Raw genomic sequence first — 17,583 nt, 5'->3', positions numbered from 1 at the left:
CTGATCATGCCGCGCCCCCTGCGGGTAGCCATCGTCGGAGCCGGCCCCGCCGGGATCTACGCCGCCGACGCCCTGCTCAAGTCCGAGGTGGCCGCCGAACCCGGCGTGTCCATCGACCTCTTCGAGCGGATGCCCGCGCCCTTCGGCCTGATCCGGTACGGCGTCGCCCCCGACCACCCGCGCATCAAGGGCATCATCACCGCCCTGCACCAGGTCCTGGACAAGCCGCAGATCCGTCTCTTCGGCAACGTCGACTACCCGACGGACATCAGCCTCGACGACCTGCGCTCCTTCTACGACGCCGTGGTCTTCTCCACCGGCGCCACCGCCGACCGCGACATGTCCATACCCGGCATCCAGCTGGACGGCTCCTACGGCGCCGCCGACTTCGTCTCCTGGTACGACGGTCACCCGGACGTCCCGCGCACCTGGCCGCTGGAGGCCGAGAAGGTCGCCGTCCTCGGTGTCGGCAACGTGGCTCTCGACGTGGCCCGCGTTCTCGCCAAGACCGGCGACGAGCTGCTTCCGACCGAGATCCCGCCGAACGTCCACGAGGGCCTCAAGGCCAACAAGGCCCTCGAAGTCCACGTCTTCGGCCGCCGCGGCCCGGCGCAGGCGAAGTTCTCCCCGATGGAGCTGCGCGAGCTGGACCACTCCCCCAACATCGAGGTCATCGTCGACCCCGAGGACATCGACTACGACGAGGGCTCGATCGCCACCCGTCGTGGCAACAAGCAGGCCGACATGGTCGCCAAGACCCTGGAGAACTGGGCGATCCGCGATGTCGGCGACCGCCCGCACAAGCTGTTCCTGCACTTCTTCGAGTCGCCCGCGGAAATCCTCGGCGAGGACGGCAAGGTCGTCGGCCTGCGCACCGAGCGCACCGCCCTCGACGGCACAGGCAACGTCAAGGGCACCGGCGAGTTCAAGGACTGGGACGTCACCGCGGTCTACCGTGCGGTCGGCTACCTCTCCGACAAGCTCCCCAAACTCCCCTGGGACATCGAGTCGGGCACGGTCCCGGACGAGGGCGGCCGGGTCATCCAGGAGACCGGCGAGCACCTCCAGTCGACGTACGTGACCGGCTGGATCCGGCGTGGCCCGGTCGGCCTGATCGGCCACACCAAGGGCGATGCCAACGAGACGGTCGCGAACCTGCTCGACGACCACGCCAACGGCCGACTGCACACGCCTGTTTCGCCCGACCCGGAGGCCGTGGAGGCGTTCCTCGCCGAGCGGAACGTCCGGTTCACCACCTGGGACGGCTGGTACAGGCTGGACGCGGCCGAGAAGGCGCTGGGCGAGCCGCAGGGCCGCGAGCGCGTGAAGATCGTCGAGCGTGAGGACATGCTCCGGGCGAGCGGCGCGTAGGCCCCGGCCGGTTGACGTCAAGGGCCCGGCGGTCGTACCGCCGGGCCCTCGCGCATGTCAGCGCACGGCCCTCCCGTACCGGGCGAACACGGTGAATCCCGGCTTCGCCACCTCCAGGCACTCCAGGTGCGCGGGCGGACCGTCTGCGGCGAAGAGCTGCTCGCCGGTGCCGACGACGGTGGGGAAGGTGATCAGCCGGTACTCGTCGACCAGGTCCTGTGCCATCAGTGTGTGGACGACGCTCAGGCTGCCCATGACGACCACCTCCCGCTCCTCGCGTTTCACGGCGTCGACGAGTTCACCGTCGAGGACGGTCGAGTTCGCCCACGCCGACACATCGGTCAGGGTGCGGGAGGCGACCAGTTTCGACGCGGCGTTCATACGGGCGGCGAACGGGTCGTCGCGTCCCGGCCACAGCCGCGAGAACGCCTCCCACGTGCCACGGCCGAGCAGCACCACCCCGTCGTCCAGGGTGTCGGCCAGCCGGAACCTGTCGCCCTCGATCTCCTCACGGCCGTAGCGGAAGAGCCAGCCGCCGTGCGGGGTGCCGTCGGACCCGTCGGGGTCGGAGACGACCCCGTCCAGGGTGGTGAACTGAATGACGGTGACGCTCATGATCCATGTCCTTTCGGTCGATGCTCACCGGTACGTACCGGCGGCAGCGGCCGAACTCATCGCGGCGGGAGCGGTCGATCCGAGGAAATCCGCCGCGGCAGGCCGAAGGACGCCAGCACCTGCGGCTCCGTGAACACGGCGTTGCGGGTGACACGGCCGTCGGCGACGGTGAACACCTGGACGCTGTGCAGCCACCGGCCTCCGTCTGGGTCCCTCGCGTACGCGGCGAGCGCGGGCTGCGCGTTGGCCGCGATCGGCCTCAACGCCCAGTCCGTACCCCGGAGTTCGAAGACGCGGCGCATGAACGCGCCGTAGTGCCCGGTGCCCCGGAACCAGAGCGGGACCGGCGGCATCTCCAGGACGACCTCGTCGGCCAGGAGCCGCACGAGGGCAGGGACGTCGGCCGCCTCGAAGGCCCGCAGGTAGCGGTCGATCACCTCGCGCGCCGCCCGGTCGTCCGGTTCGGCGACCGTGTGACCGTCGCCGATGTCCGTGAGGGCGGCGCGGGCACGCTGGAGTGTGCTGTTGACGGCCGGAACGGTGGTGTCGAGCTGGTCGGCGACCTCGGCGGCGCTGAACTGGAGCACCTCGCGGAGGACGAGCACGGCCCGCTGTCGCGCCGGGAGCCGTTGCAGGGCCACGACCAGCGCGAGCCGCATGTCGGTCCGCGCCTCCATGTCGTAGCGCGCGTCCGGGAAGGGCTGGAGCCAGGGGATGTCGGTGGCCGGAGTGAGCGGGGTCCCTGGGTCCTCGCCCGGCGCGCCGAGGCCGGACGGGAGGGGGCGGCGGGCCCGTCCTTCGAGGGCGGTGAGGCAGACGTTGGTGGCGATGCGGTACAGCCAGGTCCGGACGGACGCGCGGCTCGGGTCGTAGCGCTCGCGGGCCTTCCACGCGCGCAGCATCGTCTCCTGCACCAGGTCCTCGGCCTCGTGGAACGAGCCCAGCACGCGGTAGCAGTACGCCACCAACTCGCCCCGGTACGGCTCGAAGTCCACCCGCCCATCATGGCGTACGGGGCTGTTAACGTCCTCCAGTGTTCTCCCTCCTCGAACCCCCGTTCTTCTCCCGGCTGCGCGACGCGCGCCGGATACTCGTCGCCGGGGCCGGCGGCGGCTTCGACGTCTACGCCGGGCTGCCCCTGGCCCTCGCCCTGCGCTCGGCAGGCAAGGAGGTGCACCTCGCCAACCTGTCCTTCGCCGATCTCTACGGCCTCGACCAGGACGTATGGGTGGAACCGGACGTCGCGGCGGTACGCCCCGGCACGGAGGCCCGGGGCGACTACTTCCCCGAGCGGTCCCTCGCCCGGTGGCTCCAGCTGCACGACATGCCGTCCACGGTGTACGCGTTCCCCCTGACCGGCGTGCAGCCGCTGCGGGCCGCGTACCGCGCGCTGATCGACCACCTGGGCGGTGTCGACGCCGTCGTGCTGGTCGACGGCGGGACCGACATCCTGATGCGCGGCGACGAGCACGGGCTCGGTACACCGGAGGAGGACATGGTCAGCCTCGCCGCGGTGGACGGGCTCGACGAGGTACCGGTGCGCCTGGTGGCGTGCCTCGGCTTCGGCATCGACGCGTACCACGGGGTCAACCACGCGCTGGTGCTGGAGAATCTGGCCGCCCTGGAGCGCGAGGGTGCCTACCTCGGCGCGTTCTCCCTCCCGCGCGAGAGCCGCGAGGGGCAGCTGTACCTCGAAGCGGTGGCCCACGCCCAGGAGTGCACGCCGGACCACCCGAGCATCGTCAACGGTTCCGTCGCCGCCGCCGTACGCGGGGACTTCGGCGATGTCCGCTTCACCGAACGCACGCGTGGCAGCGAGCTGTTCATCAATCCGCTGATGTCGCTGTACTTCTGCGTGGACGCTCCGGGGCTCGCGCGCCGCAACCTCTACCTCGACCGGCTGGCGCGGACCGCGCTGATCCGGCAGGTCAGTTCCCGTATCGAGGAGTTCCGCGACGAACTGCCCCGGCAGCGCCCACCGCGCGCCTATCCCCACTGACCGCCCGACCAGGCGGGGTCAAGTCGTCGGTGTCAGCACCTGTTCGGCCCAGATGGTCTTGCCGGTCGAGGTGTGCCGGGTGCCCCAGTCGGCGGTGAGCTGGGCGACCAGCAGCAGGCCCCGGCCGCCCTCGTCGTAGATCCGGGCCCGGCGCAGATGGGGCGAGGTGGAGTTGCCGTCGGAGACCTCGCAGATGAGCGTGCGGTCGTGGATCGGGCGGAGTTGGATCGGCTCGGCGCCGTAGCGGATCGCGTTGGTGACGAGTTCGCTGACGACCAGTTCGGTGACGAAGGCCTCCTCCGTCAGCCCCCAGGCGTCGAGTTGGGCGGTGGCAAGCCTCCGGGCCTCGGAGACGCCCTCGAAGTCGGCTGCCAGGTCCCAGACTTGCACGTGGTCGGCGTCGAGGGCCTTGGTGCGGGCGAGCACCAGGGCCACGTCGTCGCGCGGGTGTTTCGCCAGCAGCGCGGAGAGCACCTGGTCGCAGCGGTCCTCCAGGGTGGACCGCGATCCCGCCAGGGCCCGCCGCAGCGGGGAGAAGCCGAGGTCCGGGTCCCGGTCGGTGGCCTCCACCAGGCCGTCCGTGTACAGGGCGACGAGGGTGCCTTCCGGGAGTTCGAGTTCGGTGGTCTCGAAGGGCAGACCGCCCACGCCCAGGACCGGGCCGACGCCGATGTCGACCACCTTCGTGGTGCCGTCCGGCAGGACGAGGACGGGCGTGGGGGTGCCCGGCGCTCGCGGCAGTCAGCATCCGTGACACCGGGTCGTAGACCGCGTACAGACAGGTCGCCCCGGTTCCGCCGACGCCGACGCGCCCGCCGTTCTCGTCGTCGCCGCCGAGCCGCAGGACCAGGTCGTCGAGGTGGGCCAGGAGCTCGTCCGGCGGAAGGTCGACGTCGGCGAGCGTCTGGACCGCGGTGCGCAGCCGTCCCATGGTCGCGGAGGCCTGGATGCCGTGGCCGACCACGTCACCGACCACCAGGCCCACCCGCGCGCCGGAGAGCGGGATGATGTCGAACCAGTCGCCGCCGACACCGGCCCGCGAGTCGGTGGGCAGATAGCGGCAGGCGACGTCGACAGCCGACTGCGGGGACGTACCCCGCGGCAGCAGGTTCTCCTAGAGGGTGAGCGCGGTGGAACGCTCCCTGGCGTAGCGGCGGGCGTTGTCGACGCAGAGGGCGGCCCGGCCCGCGATCTCCCGCGCGAGGGCGAAGTCGTCCTGTGTGAAGGGGTCGGGCCGGGTACGCAGCAGGACGGCGACGCCCAGCGTGGTGCCGCGCGCGATCAGCGGCACCGCAAGCAGCGGGCTGACGACGGATCCCCGCATCTTCGCGGCCCGTGCCGGGACGCCCGCGATCCACCGGTCGAAGTCCGGGTCGCCGCTTCCGCTGAGCACCGGACGGCCGGTGTGCAGGGCGCGGGCGGGCGGCGAGTACGGCGGGTAGGCGTCGCTGGCGCCCAGGCCGATCACGGCCTCCGGGGTCCCCGGCTCGGTGGACAGATGCGCGGCCCGGCGCAGCACGACGTCCGTGTCCGGGCCGCCGTCCTCGGGCTCCTCGCCGTGCATCACCGCCTCCAGCAGATCCACGCTCGCGAAGTCGGCGAACCTCGGGACGACCAGTTCGGCGAGTTCCCGCGCGGTGCGGTCGAGGTCGAGGGTCGTGCCGACGGAGACGGCGGCCTCGTCGAGCACCGCGAGCCGCTGCCGCGCCCAGTGCTGCTCGCTGCTGTCGAATCCGGCCATGCCTACGGCGCGGACCTCGCCCCGGTCGTCCCGGACCGGCCACAGCTCCAGGTTCCAGGCGTGCTCGCGGATTCCGGACGGGGCGCGGGTGTAGCTCTCGTAGTGCGCCGGTTTGCCCGTGGCCGCCACGTCGCGCAGTGCCTGGAGGGTGCCCAGCTGGTCCACGTCCGCCGGCAGGCCGTACGGGAAGGCGTGGCCGCGCAGGGCCTCCTCGCCGAGCCCCATCACCTCGCAGGCCACGGCATTGAGCCGCACATACCGCTGCGCGGCGTCGAACACCGACATCGAGAACGACGCCTGCCGGAACGCGCGCTCGCTGAGCGCGCCCTCGTCGTCGTCCCCGCGGGCGGGATCCATGGGATCAGTGTGCTCCCGCACCCGGACGCCAACAACCGGGCGCCGGAGCAGCCGTCCGGGTCCGCGGGATCGAACGAATACTTGGGGTCCGTAAATGCTGTGAAGTGCCCCACGACGGGTAGTTCTTAACTCAGCGCCTCTTCCGCGTGAACACCTCCACTCAAAGGAACTGTGGTCTTGGCTCTCGCGTACCCTGACGCCCCGTCAGCCCGTCGACCCGGGCGTACCTGGACTATTCGCATCACAGGTCACCGCGACCGTACCGCCTCGGTCAGCTGCTCCTCCGGGTGCGGCATGCCCGCCCGGTCGCGTGACCTCCCGGCCCTGCGCCGCTTCGCCGAAGCGCATGCGGCGGCCCACGTCAGAGCGGCGACCGTGCGCCCCGACGCGGCCTGCGGCTGCCGTCGGCAGCGGTGTGCGGCGCACGAGGGGACCCGGGTCGACTGCTCGGGCTCGGTGCTGCTCGTGCTGCGGCACGATCCGGCGGTCGGCCAGGTGTGGACCCTCTCCGAGGTCTGCGCGGCCTGCGCCTCGCTGATGACGCACACCCGGGTCGTCGGCAAGCCCACGCCGCGCACCCGGCCGCCGCGCCAGGAGACGGTCGTACCCCTGCAGGCACCGCCCCCGCCCGGCGCGCGTTCGGTGCCGGCCGGATTCAGCGCTCCGCCCGCCGGGGCGGGTGTGCCGTCCCGGCCGGAACGCCGGCGGAGGTGACGTGTGCGGGGCACCCGGAGCGGGGCACACGGACGGGACCCACCCCGAGCGGATGGTGGGCGGGTCCCGTCCGCGCCACCATTCTGGGGACCGGGCCATGTCAAAGGCACGTGTGAAACCCCGCCGCCCGGAGTGGACCGATCACACCCCGCGCGTATGCTCACGCGGGATCCGAGGAATTCCGGGCATACGAGACTCCACGACCCCCGCTTGACCCGCCAAGATCTCCAACGGAGATACTGGTGGGTCAGCCCCGCTCCCGCCCGCAGATTGGCCTATGTCGAACTCCTCCACAGCTCCGCCCACGATCCCCCACACGGTGTGGCTGGCTCGCGGCCGCCACGTCGGGTCCGAGGACTCGGCGGGTGTCGTACGGCGACAGTTGCAGCGACTCAAGGACCGCGAGGTCATCGACGACCATCTGGAACCGGACGAGGACCAGGGCCATGATCCCCGGGAGCTGGTCTTCGAGGCCCGCTGGCGGGTCGAGGGGACCGTGACCGTGCGGGCCCGGCTGACGTTTCCGGCGCTTCCGGCGCCGGGCTCGCCGGCCCCCGCGGGTTCGGCCGACGGGCGGGAATGGATCCTGGTCGCGGAGGCCGAACGGACATGGGCCCCGCACTGGCCCTCCCCCGCGACCGTCTTCTGGCCCGAGGACGCGGGCGCCGACTGGGACCACGCGCCGGTCCCCGGTCTGCGCTTCCGGGAGGTCAATCCGCTGCCGTCCGACGAGAAGGACCTGCGGCGGCTGTTCCGGAGTTGCGCGCAGGACGGCTGGAGCATTCACGTCGTCGTGCACGAGGCGATGACCCCGGACGCGCTCGGCCGGCTCCCCCTGGCCCGGCTGCTGCCGGAGAGTCTGCGGCACTGCGTGGTCGAGCACCGGGCCACACCCGACCAACTACGGTCCGTCAACTGGGCGTTGCTGCGCGAGTTCGACTTCCAGGTGCCGCGCGGCGGCGCCGTGGTGCTGCCCACCAACCCGGTCGCCGCCGGCTACGACGTGCGCGACTTCTCCGTGCGCAGCGTCTTCCTCGACGGTTCCGAGCCCACCGAACTGGTGGACGTGCTCTGCCGCTACGCCGCTTCCGCGCGCCCCCTGCCGGAGGGCGGCGCGGAAGCCGTCACCGCGCTGCGCGAGCAGTGGAGCCTGATGACGCTGGAGGAGGAACTGGCCCGGGAGCGCAGGCTCGTGGCCATGTACGCCGAGGCGCTCGAAGCGATGACGAAGTCCCGGGATCTGTACCGGGAGGCGGCCGACCGAGCGAACGAGGCACTGGCCGCACTGCGCGAGTCCGGTGGCGCTGTCGTGCCGGGCGAACCTCCCTCGTCGGCCGGGTCCCCGTTCCAGCGCACGTTCGGCCGCTTGCGGGACGTGACGAAGGCGCTGCGCCCGGCACCGCCTGCCGAGAGAGACCCCGTACCGCCGCCGGCCGACGCAGAAGGCCGAGTCGATCCGTCACGGGACGGCGACCGGTCAGCTGAAGAGCGGTAGCCGGTCGGCATCCGCGCCCAGGGAACGTCGTTCGGCCCCGGTGAGCGGTGCGCGGCCCGTGGCGGCCCGCGCGTAGTGCTCGTCCGTCCAGTCCAGGGGGACGGGGCGCCCCAGCAACCCGTCCAGGGTGGAGCGCACCGCGGCCAGTCCGCTCACGGACGGGCCGGGCGCGGCGGGCAGTTCCCGGACGAGGTCGAGATGGTGGATGCTCGCCTCGACCGCGAGGGTGGTCATCAGGTCCGCGGCGGTCAGGACGTGGCCCTGCGTGGAGACCGGGAGGCCGGGGTCGGTCGCGGCAGCGGCCACCACCGTGGCTGTCGCCGTCTCCAGGTACAGCGCGCGCAACTGCCGGAAGTCGAGGAACATGCTCGCCCCGACCCTGCTCCAGCGCCGGCCGTTGGCCGCGCCGACCGGGTTGGGCCGCCAGTCCCGCCAGTAGGTGACGGCATCGCGGTCGGCCGGGCCCGGGGCGGGAGTGTGCAGGGCCACCAGAGCGCGCTGGGCGTCCGAGAGGCAGTGGAAGATCAGATCGCGCGCGGCCCAGCCGGTGCAGGCGGTCGGCAGCCAGGACTCCTCGTCCCCGAGCGGCGCGACGACGGACGCCAGCGCCTCGTAGGAATCGCGCAGCACCTGGACCGGGCGACTCCGGTGACGCGAGTGGCCTCCGGGAACCTCGGTCATGCGAACAGCCTACGCAGCGCTGCCGCGATGGTGAAAATGGACCACCAGTGGTGATCACCGCCCACGCGCCCCGCCGTCACGCGGCCTAGCTTGGCGGTATGCCGATGCAACCCTGGTTCCGCGATGCCAAGTTGGGCATCTTCGTCCACTACGGGATCTACGCCGTCGACGGAGTACCGGAGTCCTGGTCGTTCTACACGGGCCAGGTCCCGCACGACCAGTACATGCGCCAGCTGGACGGGTTCACCGCCGCGCGGTACGAACCACGTGACTGGGCGCGGCTGTTCGCGCGGGCGGGTGCCCGGTACGCGGTGCTGACCGCCCGGCACCACGACGGTGTGGCCCTGTGGGACTCGGCCCACGGTGACCTGGACGTGGTCCGCCGCACCCCGGCCGGCCGCGATCTGATCGGGCCCTATGCCGACGCGCTGCGCGAGGAGGGCCTCAAGGTCGGGCTCTACTACTCCCACTCCGACTGGAACCACCCCGACTACGCCAGCACGGTGCACCCGCGACCGCCGGACGAGGAGCTGCGCGCCAACCCGTACGCCTCCGCCCGGCCCGGCGAGGAGGATCCGGCAGCCTGGGCGCGTTACCTCGCCTACCGCGACGGCCAGGTGGGCGAGTTGGTGGCCCGATTCCGGCCCGACCTGCTGTGGTTCGACGGCGAGTGGGAGCGCGCCGAAGAGCAGTGGGGCATGCGGGAGTTGGCGGAGCTGATCCTCGCCGGGAACCCCGACACCGTCCTCAACGCCCGCATGCTGAGCCACGGCGACTACGCGACGCCCGAGCAGGGGGTGCCGTTGCAAGCCCCGGACGGGCCTTGGGAGTTGTGTCTGACGGTCAACGACTCGTGGGGTTTCCAGCACGGGGACCACCACCACAAGTCGGTGCGGCAGCTGGTGCGTTACTTCACGGAGACCATCGGGATGGGCGGCAATCTGCTGCTCGACGTGGGCCCGAAGGAGGACGGGACGATCCCGCCCGCGCAGGTGGAGCGCCTTGAGGGGCTCGGTGCGTGGATCGCCCGGCACTCCGAGGCGGTGTACGGCACGGTGGCGGGCCTGCCCGCCGGGCACCACTACGGGCCGAGCACCCTGTCCGCCGACCGCCGCACGCTGTACCTGGTGTGTTTCGATCCGCCGCGCGAGTCGGTGTCGGTGCGCGGCCTGCGTACGCCGGTGAAGCGGGTCACGGTGCTCGGTACCGGCGCCGCACTCGGCCACGACGTGATCGGCGGGCTCGGCGAGGTTCCGGGTGTGACGTGGATCGACGCCCCGCGGGCCGCCGATGTGGACGAGCCGGCGACGGTCCTGGCGGTGGAGCTGGACGGGGAGTTGGACCTGTACCGGGGCACGGGCCGGGACTGACCTGCACGCGCACGAAGCGCGCCGGGACCGACGCGCACAGCGCGGCCCCGATTCACCCGGTGCCGGCGCGAACCGCCCTCGGCGAGGCGCCCAGTTCGCGTCGGCACGCCTTGTTGAAGGCCTGCAGGTCGCTGATGCCGACGGCCGCCGCGATCGCCGGGACGGACAGCGTCGACTCCCGAAGCAGGTGCCGTGCGTGTTCCAGGCGGCGGTGCCGGATGTAGGCGACGACCGTGCTGCCGATCTCGGCACGGAAGAGGCGGATGAGGTGGTTGTGCGAGACCCCCGCCGCGCGTGCCACCTCGGGCACCGTCAGCGGTGCCGCCAGGTGCGCCTCGATGTGTGCGACGGCGAGGGCGAGCGCGGGACGGGGTCCGCCGGTGTCACCGGCGGACGGAGTGGCGAGGTCTGCCACCCGCCACAGCACGGTCCACAACTCGGCGGCCGCACGGACGGAGTTGCGCGGCGCCGCCGCGACGGCCCGCAGCATCAGGTCGGTGAGCACCGGCGTCTGCGTACCGGCGTCCTGCATCACGGGAACGGTCAACCGCTCACCGGCGGAGGGGAGTTCCAGGTGGGCGAAGAGATGCTCGGAACGGCCGCGGTAGTGGAAGCGCACCAGCGCGCCGGGCGGCACCAGGCTCACCCGGCCGGGCCTGATCTCGTACGGCACCCCGTCGACGGTCAACTCCGCCTCGTACCGGTAGAGATGGAGCTGCCAGAGGTCCGGCAGCCGGAACACGTCACGCGGGCTCACCGTGCCGTGCACACCGACGCCGAGGCTCGCGACGCGTGGTGGGGCGTCGAGGCCGATCTGTACGTGGGTTCCTGTCCCGCCGGTCGTACTCACGGTGAAAACGTACCAGCGCCGGACAAGCCGTAGACGGCTGTCAAGACCGTTCCGGGCGTTCGGGTGTGATGTTCCCCTCTTCGGCAATACCAGGGCCTCAACCGGGCATCCGGATAGGGCACATGCCGTGCGGCCGGACCGGAAAAGGGGAGCCCGTGGATTCGACCACAACCGTGATCGTCGTCGCCGTGGTGCTCGCGGTGGCGCTGCTCGCCGTGGCCGTCGGACTGCTGGTGCGGCTCGTCCGCATGCGGCGCGGACTGCGGCGCGCAGGGCTTCCGACCGGCCCCAAATGGGTTTTCTGGGGTGCCGTCCTCTACTTCGTACTGCCGACCGACCTGATGCCCGATCCCGTGTACCTGGACGACATCGCCGTACTTCTGCTCGCCCTGCGCTCGATGCGCAAGTCCCTCGGCGAGCAGGAGGAGGGGCGGCCGGGCGACCTCGGCTGAACCCGGCGAGCGTCTTACCTTCCTTACCGTGACTACGCAGAGTAAGGAAACCATTCACTCGTTCGATTCGTATAAGTCTCTGGAAGCAGACGGAAGTCAGCGGGCCAAGCAACCTCGCGAGGTGGCCACCGCTTGCACGAGGCAGTACCGACGAGGGAGAGACGATGCAACCGTTCGCGCTCAACTACGCTCGCCCGGCAGCACAGTTGGAGCTCACCACTCCGTACAGCTACGACTCCGGACTGCAGTTGAACGTGCTCGCCGACGGACGGGTCGCCGCCCATGATCTCGCTCTGCTGAGAGAACTGGGGACCACGACGTCCACCGCGGGATCGAAGACTCACTTCGACGACTGAACACGGAACGACGAAAATGACCGTGTTGGTCCTTACCTGCGAAGAGGACGTCACCGCGGACCTGGTGATGGTGCACCTGCACACGGCCGGCGTCCCCGTGGTCCGGATCGATCCCGCCGACCTCACCGGTGGGGTCGCGCTCTCCGGCGAGTACGTCCACGGAGCCTTCCGCGGCCATCTCGCGGCCGGCGGACGGCTGGTGAGCGTGAGCGGACTGCGTTCGATCTGGGTACGCAGACCGGGCACCCCGGCGACCCGCGCGCCCCAGCCCTCCGCGTGGCTCACCGAGGAGGCCTCACAGGCGCTCTACGGCATGCTGCGCGGCTCCGGCGCCCGCTGGATGAACCACCCCGACGCGGCGCGCCGCGCCCGGCACAAGCCCTGGCAGCTGCGGCTGGCCCAGCGCAGCGGACTGCCCGTGCCCGCCACGCTGATCACCACTTTCCCGCAGGCCGCCCGCGAGTTCTCGCGGCGCTTCCCCGACCTGGTGGTCAAGCCGGTCTCCGGCGCCCACCCGCAGGATCCGCCCCGGGCGGTGCCGACCAGCCGGGTCGCGCCGGACACCGACTTCGCCGCCGTGGCCTTCGGTCCCACGCTGCTGCAGCGCCGGATCGCCAAGCGCGCCGACATCCGGCTCACCGTGGTGGGCGACCGGATGCTGGCCGCCCGTATGGCGACCGCCCCGGACGCGGACCCCACCGAGGTCGACGTCCGCTTCGCCGCACCCGCGCAGCCCTGGCACCCCGCCGAGGTCCCCCCGCGCATCGCCGAGGCCGTCCGGACCTATCTGGGCGAGGCCGAACTGGCCTACGGCGCCTTCGACTTCGCCGAGGACGGGGACGGGACCTGGTGGTTCCTGGAGTGCAACCAGTCGGGCCAGTTCGGCTTCGTCGAGGCGGACACCGGCCAGCCGATCGCCCGCACCATCGCGGAGTGGCTGGCCCTGCCCGCCGCCCCGGAGCGGGAGGGTCTCGTCAACGGGTCGGACAGCACGGTCGCTTGAGGTAGCGGAAACGGTTCGCCGCAGTCACAGTTCGCAGCCGTCCTGCCAGTTGCACGCGCCACAGATGACCAGCCGCAGCGCCCGGTCGTAGTGGTGGTCGACCGTGACGTACGGGCGCAGCCGTTCGCTGCTCCCGCCGCACCGCGGGCAGCTCGCGAACAGCCCCAGAGGGCCGAAGTCGCTGATCGCCAGGGTGCTTTCGGTGGGGTTGCCCCGAACGGAGAGCGCCGGCACCGAAGCCGGGAAGCCGAGGCGCACGATCATCGCCGCCGCCTCGTCCGACACCCGGCCCCAGCCCTGAGCGAGCCGCAGGTGGCGCAGCCCGGCCAGGGCGGACGGCAGCGGTGTGTCGTCGAGCCGGACGGGCACGTGCGCGGCGGGCGGCGCGGGTTGCGTCCGTGTCCGGTCCCACGCCGCCGACCACAGCAGGACGACGACGGTCTCCTGATCGGGGGCACCGTCCGGGGCTGTCGGCCACCCGTCGAGCACGACGTCGGCCCCGGCGCGTCCCAGCGCGTCCGCGAGCGCGAACGCCGCCCGCTCGTCCTGCCGTTGGTAAGTGAGTCGCGTGTGCACGCACTCATGGTGGGGCATGCCGGAGGCTTCCGGCACGCCTGTGGTGTTACGACCCGTATGTCCCCAGGAGGCTGCACACCGCGTCCTCCTCGACCGAGCGCAGCTTGCTCAGCAGAGCGGCGTTCCCCGTCTGGTTCACCTGAGTTGTCAATGAGAAAGTGAGCGCGCGCCGGCCGTCGGGGGTGGCCGCGATCAGCTGTGTGTAACCGAGGGTGTTTCCGGTATGCCCCAGAACTACCCCACAGCGGGTGTCGTAGCGGAAGAGGGCAAGTCCTGCGCTGTTGCGGCCCGGTCCCGCCGGTTCGGAGGCGCCCGGGATCCAGTGCCGCTGTTCCCGCAGCGCCGCCCGGGAGGTAAGGGCCCCGGCGGCGTATCCGCCGATGAACGAGGTCAGGTCGCGGGGCGAGGAGGTGATGCCGCCGGACGCCCACACCCCCGACATGCCGATCGCCTCGCTGACGTCCTCGGGTCCCGACGGTCCGCCGACCGCGTAGCCGTGCATGTACGGCTTCGGCATCCGGTACCCCTGCGGCAGGCTCGTGTCACGCAGGCCCAGCGGCCGGTACACGTCGTGGCGCAGCAGGTCATCGTAGCGCGCGCCGGTCGCGGCCTCCGCCATCAGCGCCACGGCGATGTTGTCGGAGTTGGAGTACTGGTACCGCAAGCCGGGAGCGAACCGCAGCGGCTCTCCCGCCACGAAGTCGAGCAGGCGCCGCGAGTCGAAGTGGTGGTGCGGGTCGGCCTGGATGAGGCTCCGGAACTCCTGACTCTGGCTGAAGTCGGGGAGCCCGCTGGTGTGCTGGAGCAGCTGACGCAGTGTCACTGCCCGCCAGGCCTTGGGCAGTTGGGGCAACCGGGCGCCGATCGTGTCGTCGAGGGCGAGCCGGTGCTGTCGTACGAGACTCAGAGCCACCGCGCCGCTGAACGCCTTGCTGGTGCTCGCGGTCCGGGTGTGGTCGTCCGGTTCGAGCGGACGGCCGGTGGTGAGGTCCGCGGTACCGGCCCGCAGGACACGCTGCCGGTCGCCGTCGCGCAGCACGACGATGACGCCCGGCGGGCCGCCCGGGGCGGCGACCAGTTCGTCGAGGCCGCTCTGCAGGGAGTGGTCGTCGGCCGCGACGGGCGACGCGGGCACGAGGGCGCCGACGCAGCCGGCGACCAGGAGGGAGACGAGACGGAGCGGGAAGGGCATCGGATGTCCTGGGGGAAGTGGGGGCAGGGCACGACCAGAATCCGGGGGCTCCTCGGCGTTCGCGCGGGTAGGTGCTCCATACGGCCGCGTCCGCTCCCCCTCCCCACGGTGTTGCCGGGTGGGACGGGCTGTGCCGTAATCGGATGACCGGTGGTGCGGATCCTGGTGGTGTCGTGCCGCGCCGGAAGGAGCGGCTGGATGGACACGTACGGTGCCGGGGACGGTGTCACGGCCGCCTCGGGAGGACTGCTCGACCTGTTGCAGGTCGCGGCGGTGGTCCTGGACGCCGGCGGGTACATCACGCTGTGGAGTCCGGAGGCGGAGCAACTGCTCGGCTACTCCCCCGAGGAGGCGCTGACACAGCGCGCCGACCGGCTGCTCGTCTCCCCCGACGACCGGGTCCGGGCGCGTGAGCTGTTCGCCCAGGTGGGCTCGGGTGCGCGTTGGGCGGGGGTCTTCCCGCTGCTGCACCGGGACGGCACGGAGCGGCCCGTGGAGTTCCGCACGATGCGGCTGCGCGACAGCCACGGCCAGGTACATCTGCTGGGTCTGGCGGCGGACGCCACGACGGTACGGGGCGTGGAACGGGATCTGGCGCTGTCCCACAGCCTGGTGCGGCAGACACCGGTGGGCATCGCGGTGTTCGACACCGATCTGCGGTGGGTCGCGGTGAACCCGGCCCTGGAGCGCATCAACGGCGTACCGGAGGCGGACGTCGTCGGGCGCCGGGTCGGCGAGGTGCTGCCAGGTCTGGACGTGGCGGCCATCGAGGCACGGATGCGGCATGTACTGATCACCGGCAAGCCGCTGCTCGACCAGCAGACCGTGGGCCGTACGGCGGCCGATGCCGTGGAGCGGGCGTACTCGGAGTCGTACCACCGCATCGAGGACGCGCAAGGCAGGGTGCTCGGTCTCGCGATGGCCGTCCTGGACGTCACCGAGCGGGAGCAGGCGGCGGCCGAGGTCGCGCAGGCCCGCCAGCACCTGTCCGTGGTGGCGGAGGCCGGGGTGCGGATCGGGACGACGCTGGACCTCCAGCAGACCGCGCGGGAACTGGCCGACGTGGCGGTGCCGCATGTGGCCGACCTGGCCGCCGTCGACGTGCTGGAGTCGGTCGTGGCGCACGGCGGGATCACCCCGGTGGCCGGGGACGCGCAGGTCGAGTTCCGGGCACTGGCCGTCGCGGCCGGATACCTCACCGACGCGATCCACGCGGCGGACCCGGTCGGCGAACTGGCCACCTACGGCCCCCACCGCATCATCACCCAGTGCGTCCGCGAGGCCGGGCCGATCCTGGTGGAGCGGGTGGACCGGCCGATGATGCGGCGCATCGCCAGGGACGGGCGCGCCGCCCAGACCCTGCGCGCGGCGGGCGTCCACTCCTACCTCGCCGTCCCGCTGATGGCCCGCGGCGAGGTGCTCGGAACGCTGAGCCTCTACCGCACCGTCAACGAGCGCCCCTTCGACGAGCAGGACCGGGTCCTCGCCTCGGAACTCGCCGCGCGCGCCGCGATCTGCATCGACAACGCCCGTCTCTACGGCCGTGAGCGCACCACCGCGCTGACCCTGCAGCGCAGCCTGCTGCCGCCGGCCCCGGCCCGGCAGCAGGGGCTCGACATCGCCGCCCGCTATCTGCCGGCGCTGAGCGAGGTCGGGGGCGACTGGTACGACGTGCTGCCACTGGGACCCGGCCGGACCGGGCTCGTGGTGGGCGACGTGATGGGCAAGGGCGTCCAAGCCGCCGCCATCATGGGGCAGTTGAGCACCGCGACCCGCGCGCTGGCCCGACTCGATCTGCCGCCCGCCGAGTTGCTGCACCACCTCGACGACCTCACCGGTTCCCTCGACACGATCGCGACCTGCGCGTACGGCGTGGTCGACCTGGGCCGGGGCACCTGCGCCCTGTCCAGCGCCGGGCATCTGCCGCCCGTACTGATCCATCCCGACGGCGCGGCGGAACTCCTCGACATCCCCGGCGGAGTACCGCTCGGTGTCGGCGGGGTGGACTTCGGGACCGCCGAAGTCGAGTTCACCACGGGCGCGTTGCTCGCCCTGTACTCCGACGGGCTCGTGGAGAACCGGGGCGAGTCGATCGACGTGGGGCTGCACACGCTGACGCGGCTCCTGCAGAGTTCCAGGCGCCCCCTGGAGCAGACGAGCGACATGCTCCTCAACGCGCTGCGCCCCGAGCCCGACGACGATGTCGCGCTCCTCCTGGTCCGCGCCACGGGCTGACCGGTCAGGCGCCCGTGGTCGAGCCCGGGCGGATGATCATGAGGACGGTGACGGTGGCCCACAGCAGGTTGAAGATGCCGGTGAACATGGCGAGTTGAACGGTCCCGGCGCGCTCCACGGGCCGCCCCTCGCCGAGTTCCTCCAGGAGTTCGTCCTGACGCGGCAGGACGAAGGCGATCAGAAGGCCGGCCGCCACCGCGGTGAGGGTGATGGAGGCGATGAGCCAGCCGCTGCCCAGGACGCCCATCGCGGAGGCGGTGGCGAAGCCGAAGAGGGGCACCGCGAGGCCGACCGCGCCGTAGAGACGGCAGACGCGGTGCAGCAGTCGCACGGTCGTCACCCCCGAGTCGGCGCCGTCCGTATCGGTGAGAGCGCGGCGGGCCGCCGGTGGGAACATGCTGGCGGCGACGGTCACGGGACCGACCGCGACGATGGCGGCCAGCACGTGCAGTGCGAGAAGGATCTTGGTCACCGGCCCAGGCTAGTGCTCTGACCGGGAAGGTTCGCCGGGTTGCTGGTTAGGGCGGTTGGATGGGCGGTGACGTCCGTTCCGACCGCTGGAGGTGCGGTGGCCGA

16 protein-coding genes and 1 pseudogene are annotated in these 17,583 nt (G+C 71.8%); 9 read left to right on the top strand and 8 right to left on the bottom strand.

What is annotated here, in order from left to right; genetic code table 11:
• Positions 1–6: 6 nt before the first annotated feature.
• The gene (locus AB0I51_RS42745) at positions 7–1,371 is read left to right on the top strand and encodes an FAD-dependent oxidoreductase (protein ID WP_362983965.1); all 1,365 of its coding nucleotides are present in this window, start codon (positions 7–9) and stop codon (positions 1,369–1,371) included.
• Positions 1,372–1,428: 57 nt separating this feature from the next.
• Here AB0I51_RS42745 and AB0I51_RS42740 read toward each other — a convergent pair whose 3' ends face one another.
• Entirely contained in the window at positions 1,429–1,986 is a 558-nt protein-coding gene (locus AB0I51_RS42740; protein ID WP_362983964.1) for a dihydrofolate reductase family protein, read from the bottom strand.
• Positions 1,987–2,042: 56 nt separating this feature from the next.
• Positions 2,043–3,020, bottom strand: a complete 978-nt coding sequence (locus AB0I51_RS42735) for an RNA polymerase subunit sigma-70 (RefSeq protein WP_362984026.1) — start codon at positions 3,018–3,020, stop codon at positions 2,043–2,045.
• On the opposite strand from AB0I51_RS42735, the gene AB0I51_RS42730 reads away from it, so the two are divergent.
• Positions 3,020–3,985 carry a DUF1152 domain-containing protein gene (locus tag AB0I51_RS42730; protein WP_362983962.1) on the top strand — a complete coding sequence of 322 codons (966 nt, stop codon included), beginning with the start codon at positions 3,020–3,022 and terminating at the stop codon, positions 3,983–3,985. The genes AB0I51_RS42735 and AB0I51_RS42730 overlap by 1 nt on opposite strands.
• An 18-nt stretch (positions 3,986–4,003) precedes the next feature.
• Here the strand turns inward: AB0I51_RS42730 and AB0I51_RS42725 are convergent.
• Positions 4,004–6,083, bottom strand: a pseudogene (locus AB0I51_RS42725) (SpoIIE family protein phosphatase).
• 294 nt (positions 6,084–6,377) lie between these two features.
• On the opposite strand from AB0I51_RS42725, the gene AB0I51_RS42720 reads away from it, so the two are divergent.
• Entirely contained in the window at positions 6,378–6,797 is a 420-nt protein-coding gene (locus AB0I51_RS42720) for a hypothetical protein (RefSeq protein ID WP_362983960.1), read from the top strand.
• Between the two features lie 277 nt (positions 6,798–7,074).
• Positions 7,075–8,292, top strand: a complete 1,218-nt coding sequence (locus tag AB0I51_RS42715) for a hypothetical protein (protein WP_362983958.1) — start codon at positions 7,075–7,077, stop codon at positions 8,290–8,292.
• Here the strand turns inward: AB0I51_RS42715 and AB0I51_RS42710 are convergent.
• The gene (locus AB0I51_RS42710) at positions 8,275–8,973 is read right to left on the bottom strand and encodes a maleylpyruvate isomerase N-terminal domain-containing protein (protein WP_362983956.1); all 699 of its coding nucleotides are present in this window, start codon (positions 8,971–8,973) and stop codon (positions 8,275–8,277) included. The genes AB0I51_RS42715 and AB0I51_RS42710 overlap by 18 nt on opposite strands.
• 98 nt (positions 8,974–9,071) lie before the next feature.
• On the opposite strand from AB0I51_RS42710, the gene AB0I51_RS42705 reads away from it, so the two are divergent.
• Positions 9,072–10,343: an alpha-L-fucosidase gene (locus tag AB0I51_RS42705; RefSeq protein ID WP_362983954.1), complete on the top strand. Its 1,272-nt coding sequence runs from the start codon at positions 9,072–9,074 to the stop codon at positions 10,341–10,343.
• A 52-nt stretch (positions 10,344–10,395) separates the two neighbouring features.
• On the opposite strand, the gene AB0I51_RS42700 is transcribed toward AB0I51_RS42705, so the two are convergent.
• On the bottom strand, positions 10,396–11,193 hold the full coding sequence (locus AB0I51_RS42700; RefSeq protein ID WP_362983952.1) for an AraC family transcriptional regulator: 798 nt from the start codon (positions 11,191–11,193) through the stop codon (positions 10,396–10,398).
• 155 nt (positions 11,194–11,348) lie between these two features.
• On the opposite strand from AB0I51_RS42700, the gene AB0I51_RS42695 reads away from it, so the two are divergent.
• The 3 genes from AB0I51_RS42695 to tgmB all read left to right on the top strand — a co-directional run bounded on the left by AB0I51_RS42695 (position 11,349) and on the right by tgmB (position 13,004).
• A complete protein-coding gene (locus tag AB0I51_RS42695) occupies positions 11,349–11,645 on the top strand; it encodes a YkvA family protein (RefSeq protein ID WP_362983950.1) in 297 nt (98 codons plus the stop codon).
• A 164-nt stretch (positions 11,646–11,809) separates the two neighbouring features.
• Positions 11,810–12,001, top strand: coding sequence for a putative ATP-grasp-modified RiPP (gene tgmA / locus AB0I51_RS42690; protein WP_019070092.1), 192 nt, complete (start codon positions 11,810–11,812; stop codon positions 11,999–12,001).
• 16 nt (positions 12,002–12,017) lie between these two features.
• Positions 12,018–13,004: an ATP-grasp ribosomal peptide maturase gene (tgmB, locus tag AB0I51_RS42685; RefSeq protein WP_362983947.1), complete on the top strand. Its 987-nt coding sequence runs from the start codon at positions 12,018–12,020 to the stop codon at positions 13,002–13,004.
• 24 nt (positions 13,005–13,028) lie between these two features.
• On the opposite strand, the gene AB0I51_RS42680 is transcribed toward tgmB, so the two are convergent.
• Positions 13,029–13,580 carry a hypothetical protein gene (locus tag AB0I51_RS42680; protein ID WP_362983945.1) on the bottom strand — a complete coding sequence of 184 codons (552 nt, stop codon included), beginning with the start codon at positions 13,578–13,580 and terminating at the stop codon, positions 13,029–13,031.
• 46 nt (positions 13,581–13,626) lie between these two features.
• A complete protein-coding gene (locus AB0I51_RS42675; RefSeq protein ID WP_362983943.1) occupies positions 13,627–14,772 on the bottom strand; it encodes a serine hydrolase domain-containing protein in 1,146 nt (381 codons plus the stop codon).
• Between the two features lie 198 nt (positions 14,773–14,970).
• On the opposite strand from AB0I51_RS42675, the gene AB0I51_RS42670 reads away from it, so the two are divergent.
• Positions 14,971–17,007, top strand: coding sequence for a SpoIIE family protein phosphatase (locus tag AB0I51_RS42670; protein ID WP_362983941.1), 2,037 nt, complete (start codon positions 14,971–14,973; stop codon positions 17,005–17,007).
• Positions 17,008–17,011: 4 nt separating this feature from the next.
• Here the strand turns inward: AB0I51_RS42670 and AB0I51_RS42665 are convergent, their stop codons facing one another.
• The gene (locus tag AB0I51_RS42665) at positions 17,012–17,479 is read right to left on the bottom strand and encodes a hypothetical protein (RefSeq protein WP_362983939.1); all 468 of its coding nucleotides are present in this window, start codon (positions 17,477–17,479) and stop codon (positions 17,012–17,014) included.
• Between the last annotated feature and the right edge of the window lie 104 nt (positions 17,480–17,583).

This window comes from Streptomyces sp. NPDC050549, from assembly GCF_040655035.1.
Taxonomy (GTDB): domain Bacteria; phylum Actinomycetota; class Actinomycetes; order Streptomycetales; family Streptomycetaceae; genus Streptomyces.
The sequence above is the reverse complement of the archived record's forward strand: the minus strand, read 5'-3'. Positions and strand labels throughout refer to the sequence as shown.